12 protein-coding genes and 1 tRNA gene are annotated in these 11,072 nt (G+C 42.6%); 6 read left to right on the top strand and 7 right to left on the bottom strand.

Translation table 11 applies throughout. From position 1 onward, the window contains the following. Window positions 1–433: 433 nt before the first annotated feature. The 3 genes from ACTNA4_RS15340 to ACTNA4_RS15330 all read right to left on the bottom strand — a co-directional run bounded on the left by ACTNA4_RS15340 (window position 434) and on the right by ACTNA4_RS15330 (window position 5,481). Window positions 434–2,314, bottom strand: a complete 1,881-nt coding sequence (locus ACTNA4_RS15340) for a hypothetical protein (protein ID WP_441030933.1) — start codon at window positions 2,312–2,314, stop codon at window positions 434–436. Then, a complete protein-coding gene (locus tag ACTNA4_RS15335; protein ID WP_427808825.1) occupies window positions 2,299–3,867 on the bottom strand; it encodes a tetratricopeptide repeat protein in 1,569 nt (522 codons plus the stop codon). The genes ACTNA4_RS15340 and ACTNA4_RS15335 overlap by 16 nt, the downstream gene beginning before the upstream one ends. A gap of 369 nt (window positions 3,868–4,236) precedes the next feature. Beyond that, window positions 4,237–5,481 (bottom strand): 6-phosphofructokinase, encoded by a 1,245-nt coding sequence (locus ACTNA4_RS15330; RefSeq protein WP_427808824.1) that lies wholly within the window; start codon window positions 5,479–5,481, stop codon window positions 4,237–4,239. Window positions 5,482–5,685: 204 nt separating this feature from the next. On the opposite strand from ACTNA4_RS15330, the gene ACTNA4_RS15325 reads away from it, so the two are divergent. The 3 genes from ACTNA4_RS15325 to ACTNA4_RS15315 all read left to right on the top strand — a co-directional run bounded on the left by ACTNA4_RS15325 (window position 5,686) and on the right by ACTNA4_RS15315 (window position 6,897). After that, window positions 5,686–6,180, top strand: a complete 495-nt coding sequence (locus tag ACTNA4_RS15325) for a DNA-deoxyinosine glycosylase (protein ID WP_441030930.1) — start codon at window positions 5,686–5,688, stop codon at window positions 6,178–6,180. 116 nt (window positions 6,181–6,296) lie between these two features. Next, a tRNA-Arg gene (locus ACTNA4_RS15320) sits at window positions 6,297–6,370 on the top strand. Window positions 6,371–6,522: 152 nt separating this feature from the next. Further along, the gene (locus tag ACTNA4_RS15315) at window positions 6,523–6,897 is read left to right on the top strand and encodes a metal-dependent transcriptional regulator (protein ID WP_427808822.1); all 375 of its coding nucleotides are present in this window, start codon (window positions 6,523–6,525) and stop codon (window positions 6,895–6,897) included. A gap of 13 nt (window positions 6,898–6,910) precedes the next feature. On the opposite strand, the gene ACTNA4_RS15310 is transcribed toward ACTNA4_RS15315, so the two are convergent. The 4 genes from ACTNA4_RS15310 to ACTNA4_RS15295 all read right to left on the bottom strand — a co-directional run bounded on the left by ACTNA4_RS15310 (window position 6,911) and on the right by ACTNA4_RS15295 (window position 9,884). Continuing rightward, window positions 6,911–7,144, bottom strand: coding sequence for a hypothetical protein (locus ACTNA4_RS15310; protein ID WP_427808821.1), 234 nt, complete (start codon window positions 7,142–7,144; stop codon window positions 6,911–6,913). A 128-nt stretch (window positions 7,145–7,272) separates the two neighbouring features. Continuing rightward, the gene (locus ACTNA4_RS15305; RefSeq protein WP_441019101.1) at window positions 7,273–8,190 is read right to left on the bottom strand and encodes a SufB/SufD family protein; all 918 of its coding nucleotides are present in this window, start codon (window positions 8,188–8,190) and stop codon (window positions 7,273–7,275) included. Window positions 8,191–8,193: 3 nt separating this feature from the next. Next, entirely contained in the window at window positions 8,194–8,919 is a 726-nt protein-coding gene (locus ACTNA4_RS15300) for an ABC transporter ATP-binding protein (RefSeq protein ID WP_441030927.1), read from the bottom strand. A 188-nt stretch (window positions 8,920–9,107) separates the two neighbouring features. Further along, window positions 9,108–9,884 carry a ZIP family metal transporter gene (locus ACTNA4_RS15295; protein ID WP_441030924.1) on the bottom strand — a complete coding sequence of 259 codons (777 nt, stop codon included), beginning with the start codon at window positions 9,882–9,884 and terminating at the stop codon, window positions 9,108–9,110. Between the two features lie 235 nt (window positions 9,885–10,119). Here ACTNA4_RS15295 and ACTNA4_RS15290 point away from each other — a divergent pair, with 235 nt between their 5' ends. The 3 genes from ACTNA4_RS15290 (at window position 10,120) to ACTNA4_RS15280 (ending at window position 10,968) form a co-directional block, all read left to right on the top strand. Then, window positions 10,120–10,455, top strand: coding sequence for an LPS biosynthesis protein (locus ACTNA4_RS15290; RefSeq protein ID WP_441019105.1), 336 nt, complete (start codon window positions 10,120–10,122; stop codon window positions 10,453–10,455). A 12-nt stretch (window positions 10,456–10,467) separates the two neighbouring features. Beyond that, window positions 10,468–10,686 carry a hypothetical protein gene (locus tag ACTNA4_RS15285; protein ID WP_441030921.1) on the top strand — a complete coding sequence of 73 codons (219 nt, stop codon included), beginning with the start codon at window positions 10,468–10,470 and terminating at the stop codon, window positions 10,684–10,686. A gap of 99 nt (window positions 10,687–10,785) precedes the next feature. After that, window positions 10,786–10,968, top strand: a complete 183-nt coding sequence (locus tag ACTNA4_RS15280; protein ID WP_441030918.1) for a hypothetical protein — start codon at window positions 10,786–10,788, stop codon at window positions 10,966–10,968. Window positions 10,969–11,072 lie beyond the last annotated feature (104 nt).

Genomic DNA, 11,072 nt, shown 5'->3' with positions numbered 1-11,072 from the left:
CAGTAGTTGCCGCATAAGCCTGTCGGTTAAGTTCAAAATCAACCTTTTTGCACTAGATAGGGGTAGTTTGCGCTTTTTTGGCTATTCTGAAGGTTTTGTTTCATAGTAAAGTACACGTCTGGTCAATCCCGAAATATTTCCTAAATTTGGCTGACATCTTTTCATAATATGGTCATTTTTCACAATTTTATGCACAAACACCTCTTTTTAATGCATTTTATCCATGTTCACAATTTGTTCATTTATCTTTCAAAATTCTTTCATTTGTTAATCATTCTTTCTTCACATCTCTTCTGTATACTAAAACCATCAAATAAATGAAATGCATAAAGACGATAAGAAGTAATCATACTATTGAGATAAACTTTTTCATAATACATGCCGGGAACTGCGTAAGCGGTTACCCGGCATCCTCCCTTTTTCAGGCCTTTATTCACTTCCTTTTTTTCCAAAACAGCAGTAATAGTATTCCGCCCATCATAACGAAGCAAGCAGCAAAGATTCCTGTTGATTCATTCTTCCGCATTCCATCTTCAATTTTCTCTTCATCCGATTTCTTTCTTTCCAATGCTTTCTTTATCGGCCATACTACATCCTTAAACGAATTTTCCTGCTTCATAATCTCCAGATTGACCGTTCTTTGGATATAATTTCCGGCAATATCCTGTGCTTCAATCACAATTTCATATGTTTTTTCTGCACAGAGTCCAAGCTGTACATTTTTATGTGATGTAAGCATCTGCGATTTTCCATTGATCATGACGTTCTGAATCCAATCCCTGTATTTCTCCGGATAAATCTCTATTTTGATGCTTTGATCAAATTGGCTTCCGCTTTCAATTTCTTCCTTTGTATCGGCATTTCTAATGATAATTCTGGGCGAAGTCCGGTCAATTTCAAATTCTGCACATTCTTCTGCTTCATTCCCGGCTGCATCCACCGCTTTGATTACAAATCTGTGGATTCCTTCCCGCCAAATCCGTTCTCCCGAATGATACAACATTCCATCCAATTCCATTTTGCAGGTATATGTTGTGAAATCCAGTATTTGCGACTTTTCGTCAAAGCTCCAGACAAATTCTTTCATACATTTTCCATCAATATCAGACAAAACCGGAAGTTCCGGCGGCGTACTGTCAACTGCAAATGTCCTCCGCATCGAATTGGTATTCCCTGCCATATCAACAGCTTCTATCTGAATTATGTAAATTCCTTCCTTCTCACAAAGCAGCTCTGCTTCCATTCCCTCTTTTTCATTCCAGTTGTCCACCTGAAGGGTTTCTTTCTCTCCTGCGGGATTTTCTCTTTCTACATATGCTGTGAGCTTTTGCATCAGATTTTCCTCACATGCTTGAAATTTTAATGTAACTGGGCGATCAGAGACTGCATAATTTTCCACTCCTTCGAGCCGAAGCAGCGGAGCGTGAGTGTCAATCCGTATTTCAAAAGAAACTGCATTTTTATTTCCGGCAAAATCCTCCGCTTCGGCAGTAACAACAATGCCTTTTCCCTGTTTTGCCTCCTCTCTTACTTGAAAATTCAGGTGCTCTTTATCGTCGGAAATATATTTCTTTCCGTTTGCACTTCCTTCAAAATCAGCCACCTTGCTAAAATCATCGCCGCACTGCATCTCCACTGCAACCGATGTCAGATACCATATCCCGGTTTTCACGGGCTTAATGATCCGAATCTTCGGAGGGATTGAATCTACCTTCCACTCCCATACTTTCTTCCAGCTTTCCAAATCTTCTTCCGGATTCTGGGGTTCATTCGGACTTTCTCCATTCATAGTCGTATCGGTTTCTTCTTCATTTTCTGTATCGCACTCAGATTCCTGTTTGAAAGTTTCTTCTGTCTTCAGATCATATGAATATTCATCCGCTTCTCCCATCCCCGGTTTTTCCTCTTCTTTTCTGTCCGGATCAGCTTCTTCCTTCTCAGCTTCGTCTCCTCTCTCTTCTCTGATCAGTTCCGTTTCCAGTTTATAAACGCCGTCACCCGATTCTATATTCCAGACTTTTTCCTTGTTTTCCAGATTCAATTCGCCTTCTTCGATTGTCCCGTCCGCATAATAGAACTTGTATTTTGTCACGAACCCTTCATCCTGATGGAGAATCCGTATTTTCGGTAATTTGTGATAATATCCATTCTTTCCGTCCGGCTCATCATATTGAACCTGATAGCCTTTTATCACCGGAGTTTCTCCCGGAAGCTCCTCTTTTTCATTTTCCAATATGCCTGCATACACATATTGGCTTACGAACGCCATAGCCACGATTAGGAAAGCCATTCCTGCCTTTATTTTCCCACCCATACTTCTTCTCCTTTCATTGTAATTTCGTATTGTTTCTGCAATTTTTGAAATTCTATATTTGTCGTCAGATTCGGCAGGGTATCCACCGCTTTTTTTACAAGTTGGGCACATACCTGACGCTCGATTCCCGCATCTTTCAGATGCTTTTCCAGATATGCCAGCCATAATTTTTCAGAGTCGGGAATACGTTCCATGGACTCGCGGCATATCGCCCAGGATTGTTCCAGATTTCCTTCTTCCTCATAGAGTTTTTCCAAACGCAGGTAAATTTCTTCCAATCCTTCCCTGCTGTCTTCCAACTCTTTCACCCTCTCATATTCTGCAGCTGCTTTTTCGTTTTCTCCTTCCGTTTCATACGCTTTTGCCAGATACTTTCTGAGTGTTTTTTCCTGCTCACGATTTGTTTCATTCCACAGAACTTCCTGTTCCATTTCTTCTCCCAACCGCATGGCTTCGTCCCAGGCTTCCTGTGTCCCCAGCATCCCATATGTCATCATAAAAGGAATTTTATACCAGTATTCTTTTCCTCTGATCCACACTCCGTTTTCTTGTTCTTTCAATAATTTTCTTCCCGTTTCCAATGTATCTGCCAATTCATTTTTCACAAAATTCTCCGATCCGCCTTTTTGTATATATTCAAAAATCGTCAGATATATCCCGGCAAATGGCAGCTGTTCCGAAGCTTTTTCGAGACATTTTCTCCCTTGTTCAAAATTATTCATCTCGACACAATATATAATGCCAAGTTCAAGGTAAGCTCTTCCCTCCTCTTCCGTGTCCTTCTCCTGATCCATCGTAATATTCTTCTCTGATGGACTGTCCTCTTTTTCCCCGGACGCAGCTTCCGAGTTCACCATTTTCTGCTGCTCCTTTTCCCAAATCACTCCTGCGGTCACCAGTATGACAAGTGCGGCACACACGAAGGCTTTCCGCCTTATCCCTCTTCCATTTCTCTTTCTTTGCGTCGTATTCTCTCTCTTTCCTGTATTTCCAAATGGAGCAAGCATCCGCAGATCGGTCTGTATTTCTGCCATCATACGGATTCCGTCCTTTTTCCCGGAAAGACATTTTTCAATTATTTTTCTTATCAGACGTTTTTCACGCCTGGTACACAGTTCTGTCAGATGACATTTCTCCAGCATAAACTGATATGTTTTTCCAAGTCCGTAACAGTCATCTTCCAGCTCCGCATTCTGCGTCAATATATGCTCCTCTTTTACGAACAGCATCCGCACTTTTTTCTTCTGCATTCTGCGAATCTGATCTTCATTTCCCGGATCCATAATATCCAGAAGCATGATTTCGGAGTCTTCCCCGATAATCACAGCATATGGATTCACAAAGCCATATGCCTTTCCATTCTCCCATTTATAATACTGCTCCAGTCGCTGTGCGATCTCTGCCATCCAGTGCCACAGGCATTCTCTCGAAACAGGATACTCTTCCTTCACATATTGCATGATGGAAATCCCCTTCACGTAGTCACTGATCATATGGCAATAGCCATTTTGCTCCAGAAACCGGAACACTGCATATTCCGATCTTTCTGCCACGATATCCCTCCCGCTTTCTATTATTTTCGCTTTGGATTCTTACCTGAAATTAAAATTGAAATACTGTTACTTAGAAGTTCTCATGAAATAGAGAATTGAATTAGAGTGATTCATATATTAACCGCTTTCCTTGGAATTTGCAACAGAAAAATGAAGGTAATGTTTCACAAAATTTCTGTCCTATTTTGTCGAGAAAGATCCCTTTCACCTATTTATCTTCCCTTAGCTACGCCGTTTTTCTGCTTTGTGAAATCTGCTGCCCGCACCCAAATCAAGCAAAAATTCTTCTTACTGACCCAGAGAAAAAAGACGTACCCAAATGGATACGTCTTTCATATAATTATTTCAAAAAATCAACGTGTCAGTGCACTAACCCATTAAATGCCCCGGTTTGTAAAGGTGTCTCGGAATACCATCAACCATAACCGGAGAAACATCTCCCTGGATCAGAGGTCTTACATAAGTAACGAAATCTTCTGTTACGTAGGTTCCCTCTTCGTTTACCCATTCTCTCGGTACCAGACGTTCGTCGTTGGCAATCTTATGCACATCTTTCACCTCTGTTCCACACTGATACGGATCGTCAGAATGACGTACCAGTACAACCATCTTTCCGCTGTCGCCTTCGTCAGCAGCCTTAACTGCGGCACCACCTACCTGATAAGCTTCCAGAATATCTACACGGGAACTGCAGTGAGATGCTGAACGCTGCAGCGTGCTGAGCTCAATTGCACGAGTCTTACATCCGACCTCTGCTGCTACATAATTTGCCAGATAGGATGCGGTTCCTGTCAGCTGTTTGTGACCAAATGCATCAACGAAATCAGCACTCTGTCCTAATTCGCATACATAGCGTCCATCTGCAAGTTTGATTCCTTCTGATACAGCTACTACAACAGATGTCTTTGTCTCCAGAAGTTTGTGGATACGAGCCATAAAATCGTCCAGATCGAATGTTAATTCCGGAAGATAGATCATATCCGGTCCCTGACAGTCTTCCCCCTGTGCAAGTGCAGCGGCTCCTGTCAACCATCCTGCGTTACGTCCCATGATCTCAACGATCGTAACAAGTCCCTTGCTGTATTCCAGGCAGAAACTGTCGCGAATGATCTCTTTTACAGATGTTCCGATGTATTTTGCGGCACTTCCGAATCCCGGTGTATGGTCTGTCAGAGCGAGATCATTGTCAATGGTCTTCGGGCAGCCGATGAATTTCTGCGGATGTCCTTTGATAATCGCATAATCAGACAGTTTCTTGATCGTATCCATGGAATCATTTCCACCGATATAAATAAATGCTTCAATATCCAGCTTGTACAAGATTTCAAAAATCTTGTCATATAAAGCCATATTCTCATGAATTTCCGGCAATTTGTAACGGCATGACCCAAGATATGCAGCCGGTGTTCTCTTTAAAAGTTCAGCATCAAGTTCGTTTGTAATATGTTCAGAAAGATCAATATATTTCTCCTCTAATAATCCCTGGATACCATGAAGCATACCATAAACCTTATTCGCTCCACGGTCTTTTGCTGTACGGTAAACACCCGCCAGACTTGAGTTGATTGCTGCAGTAGGCCCCCCTGACTGTCCTACGATTACATTTCCTTTCATAAATAGCTACCTCCGTTTAGTATACATTTACTGTCAATATCCCTATTTTAGTGCATTGTGACGATTTTGTCCAGCGAAAACGTTATAATTTTGACAGTTTATCGAATTTATTTGCATTTCTGTCGAAATTTATGCTATGCTATGATCGTATAAAACGCCGTCAGGCAATCACCAGACAATACCGAAAGGAGAATGAATGTAACTATGTCAGAACAACATTACGTCCGGCATGAAATTGATCCGATATATGATTCAAATTCCCGGATCCTGATTCTTGGGAGTTTTCCTTCCGTCAAATCCCGTGAAAGCAACTTTTTCTACGGACATCCCCAGAATCGTTTCTGGCGATTACTCTCTGCTCTTTTTGAATGCCCGCTTCCACAAACAACAGAAGAGAAAAAAGTTCTTCTGCTTTCCAACCGAATTGCGATCTGGGATGTGATCGCCTCCTGTGAGATTACCGGTTCTTCTGACAGCAGCATTAGAAATGTCGTTCCGGCTGATCTGTGTCGCATAACCGACACTTCGCCTATCGAAAAAATCTTTACAAACGGTGGTACTGCAGATAAACTCTACCGGAAATACTGCCGTCCTCAGACACAGATGGATGCCATCCGGCTGCCTTCCACCAGCCCGGCAAATGCGGCATGGTCATTTGAGCGCCTGCTCACAGAATGGAAACAAATCCGGATCCAGTAACAGCGGCACAAATAGCAATAAATTTTTTGATTAATTTTTTTATTTTTTCGCTTGACAATCTGTATTTCCTGATATATAATATGTTTTGTTGTGAAGCAGTGATGTTTTACAAGGATGTGCGCTTAGCTCAGCTGGATAGAGCGTTTGGCTACGGACCAAAAGGTCGGGGGTTCGAATCCTCTAGCGCACGTTATTCAATCCCTTACAGTAATGTAAGGGATTTTTTGTTATCCTGCAGTTATGACTCGGCCACGTCGGAAAGTTCAATTGTAATTTCCTTGTAAATGTGATATTCTTTTATATAATACAGTCGTCCATGATTTATTGATAGGAGAAATAACTATGAAAATACAAGAATCTGCTGAAAATTACCTGGAAACCATCCTGATCATTGGAAATCGTCAGGGCTATGTCCGCTCCATCGACATTGCAAATGAACTCGGTTTTTCCAAGCCAAGTGTCAGTGTCGCCATGAAGAATCTTCGGCTGAATGGATATATTATCGTTGATGCAAATGGACATATCACTTTATCAGATACAGGACGGGAAGTGGCCGAAACGATCTATGAACGCCACACGCTACTGACAAGCTGGCTCGTTAGCCTTGGGGTGGATGAGAAGATTGCAGCCGAGGATGCCTGCCGTATGGAACACGTAATCAGCGCTCCCAGTTTTGATGCTATCAGAAAGCATGTCCAAAATCACCAGAAGAAATAAATACTGCGCAGATTCAATCTGCGCAGATATATGGTGCAATTTCTTTTACAAGTTCACCCGCACGCGGTGAATAAATACGAAGTTTAGCTTTTTTCCCAAGTCCCATTCCCAAAACGCACAACACGGATTTCGCGTCAATTGCAAAAGATCCAAGATCCATTCTTATATCACCAAAATATTTGGAGACTTTCGCCGTAAAATCAACTGCGTCTTGTTCAGTCTGAAGAAAAACACTTTGTTCAATCATCCTATGCGCCTCCATTCATAAAAAAGTATAAAAAGCAACAGAACCATTCAGCTCCATTGCTTTTCAAGAATTATATCACCTTTTTTCGACAGATACAAGAAAATAGTTTTTAAGATTTTGTAAAGTTTTTATTTCAAAAATCCATTTACGATTTCTTCTTCTGCCTCTTTTTCTGTGAGCCCCAGAGTCATCAGCTTGATGATCTGTTCCCCTGCTATTTTACCGATCGCTGCCTCATGGATCAAGGCTGCATCCGGATTATTTGCAGTAATCTCTGGAATCGCACTGATATTTGCATTGTCCATGATAATAGCGTCACATTCTGTATGACCGCTGCATTTTGCGTTGCCGTTGATCACGGATTTGAATATCTGAACCGAATTATCTCTTGCAACCGCACGGGAAATGATATTCGCGCCGGAATCCACTCCGTTCAGATCTACATCGAATTTACTCTCCGCCCTCTGATTTCCATGCGTCATCAGTCTCTCTGTGACAACCAGTTTTGCGCCTTTTTTAAGACTTGCCTTCGTCGTGCGAACCGTAGAATCTACACCTTTGATCTGGACCATTTCCATTTCCATCTCACTGTTTTCACCGAGATCCACTTCCGTCTGCGGATTCATGATTCGCTCGCCTTTGCCGTCTCCGCTTCCATAGTGTTTCTCTACATATTTCACATGTGCATTCTTTCCGACAAAGAAACGATGGATTCCGTCATGGCGGCTGGCTGCATCTCCGCCGTTATGGATTCCACAGCCCGCGACAATCACAACATCGCAGTCATCCCCGATATAAAAATCATTATAAACCATTTCCTCAAGTCCGCTCTGACTGAGAAGCACAGGAATGTGTACGCTCTCTTTCTTCGTTCCGGCCTTGATCTTAATATCGATGCCGGAAACATCCGTTTTCGAAACAATATCAATATTGGCTGTCGTATTTCTGGCTGCACTCTCACCGTTAGCGCGAATATTGTATGCCCCTGCCGGGATTTCATGAAGCCCGGCTACAGCTTCCAAGAGTTCTTTCTGTATGCTGTCCATGCCTTATCTCCTCCCACTACATACGTTGACTGCGCTGGAGCTTCCCAGAAGCTTCGGCAGAATCTCTTCTTTAACTCCATGATCTGTCACTTCACCGTCGCCGATGACCAGGATCTCATCTGCAATATTCAGAATTCTCTCCTGATGTGAAATAATCAGAATCGAACCGTGAATCTCCCGGTGCATCTTTTCAAATACCTGGATCAGGTTCTGAAAACTCCAGAGATCGATACCCGCTTCCGGTTCATCAAATACCGATAATTTGGTCCCCCTTGCAAGAACGGTTGCAATCTCGATTCTTTTCAGCTCTCCTCCGGAAAGACTTGCATTCACTTCACGATTGATATAATCTTTCGCGCAAAGCCCAACCTGCGATAAATACTCACAGGCGCCGCTGATGGAAATCTCCTCCCCTTTTGCAAGCCGGATCAGATCCAGAACCGTAATCCCCTTAAATCGTACCGGCTGCTGAAATGCATAACTGATTCCCAGTCTCGCCCGCTCTGTTATACTCATTTCCGTAATATCCTGCCCATCCCAAAGGATCTGACCTGACGTCGGCTTCTGAATTCCTGCAATCAGCTTCGCAAGTGTAGATTTACCTCCCCCGTTCGGCCCGGTAATAACCGTAAATTTCCCATCAGGAATCACAAAACTGATATCCTTTATTATCTCTTTATCCACACCGTCCTCCGGCACTTCAAAAGATATGTGCTTTAATTCTAACATGGTATTTCCTCCGTTTTTAATATCGCATGTTCACACATTCCCCTGCTGTCGCTGACCGCTCGCCTTTCGGTCATAACAACCGATTCCATGCTGTGCTAGTCATCATCGTACCAATAATTTCCGGATTTTACAAGCTTTATTAGCATTTCTGCCACTATGTGCGTAAAAAAATCCATTCGAAAACCGTTTTACCCAAGTGCAACATCCAAAATCATCATCAATACAAATCCGATTGCAAAACCTACCGTTGCGATATTCGAATGTTCTCCCTCCGATGCCTCCGGAATCAACTCTTCTACTACTACATACAGCATTGCTCCCGCCGCAAAGGCCAAAAGATACGGAAGAACCGGTTCAATATATGAAGCCAGCCAGATTGTCAGCAGAGCACCCAAAGGTTCCACGATTCCTGACGCAGCTCCATAGAGGAACGCCTTACCGCGGCTGATTCCCGTACCTTTCAGCGGCATGGAAATAATGGCACCCTCCGGGAAATTCTGGATTGCAATCCCGATTGCAAGTGCAAATGCTCCCGCCAGCGTGATCCCGGCACTTCCCTCCAGCATCCCGGCAAACACAACACCAACCGCCATACCTTCCGGAAAATTATGAAGTGTCACGGCAAAAATCAACATCATTGATTTCGAAAGACTACTGTGCGCCCCTTCCGGCTCATCACTTCCCAGATGCAAATGCGGTATCACCCGATCCATCAAAAGCAAAAATGCCATTCCCAGAAGCAATCCGACCGCCGCCGGAATGAACGCAAGTTTTCCCATTTCTTCTGACATATTCATGGCAGGAATCAGAAGCGACCACACCGAAGCGGCCACCATCACACCCGACGCAAATCCCAGCAGAATCTTCTGCAAAAGCGGCTTCATTTCATGTTTCAAGAAAAATACACAGGCAGATCCCAGCGCCGTACCAACAAACGGGATCATAATTCCTATCAATAAGTTCATAACTTTTTTCCTCCATCTTTTTACGTCACTCAAAGATGCCGGGAGTGAGAACTTCTCACCCTGACAACATTCTATGATTATACCACAGAAATGATGAATGGGGAATAATGGCTTGCGTTATCTTATTGCTCTTTACATATCTGATTATAAAAGATTTACAAGCCTTCCTACCCGTGATAAAATACATTCGTATACCAGTCACTATTCACCAGATATATATTTCTTGGAGTACAATATGAAAATCGAAGGAAATGAAACAGAAATAAAAGCAATGCAAGAATTTCACAAAGGGAACCGTGCAGAAGGTCTTCGGATTCAAGAAGAATTTGCCAGTGCATTCCGGGAAGAATACAAAAATAAAGATCACTGCCCTTGTAAAAAAGCATGCAGATATCACGGAAATTGTAAAGAGTGCGTTGCGATCCATCGGGCTCATCAGGAACACGTTCCTAACTGTATGCGGCCTATTATCAATGCAAAGATCAAACTCTTATCCGAGCTCACCGAACATACGATTGCTGATGAAATCGAAGCGCCACATGAGATTTTAAGAAAAGAATTCCAAAGATAAGGAGAACATACCATGTTTTTAAATGAAGATACCACTTACAATGATATTCGTGAACGATCACTTTTACAGTGGCTTGATGAAATGGAACGCCACGAGGACGTGGCTGTCCGAGGCGGCGTGAAGCTCTGCCGGGAATACATCCAGTATCTCAAGCAGAAAAATGTAAAGCTGGAAGAAGAAAATGAACTCAAAAGTACCTATCTGAAAAAATATTCCAAAAGGAACCTCTAAGATATTTGAATCGTCTCGATTTTCTTTACGAATAAGATTTCTCCATCAATTTGTGCTACAAAGGTTTAAGTAAATAAACAGAAAGGCGGCATTCCTTTGATGGAAAGCAACAACGAAATTATAAAATTGATTGAGGAATTTAAAAGTTGTCAAAATGTATTGATTGCTCTCGGTGATGAAACCCGGCAGCATCTTATGCTGGAAATGATGAAAATGGAACACGAAAAAGATTATGGAAGCGCAGCCGGACAGCACCGTCTGCATTATAATAACACTGGGTAGTGTCAAGTAATCTATGAAAAACTGGGCCGAAAAAAACAGGCTCAAACGAACCTTGAAAATTGCAAATATATAAGACGGAAGGCCCTCCGGGGGCTCAGGGCGCT

Source organism: Bariatricus sp. HCP28S3_A7 (assembly GCF_052066375.1).
Lineage (GTDB): Bacteria > Bacillota > Clostridia > Lachnospirales > Lachnospiraceae > Allocoprococcus.
This window is presented reverse-complemented; position numbering and strand designations above follow the sequence as displayed.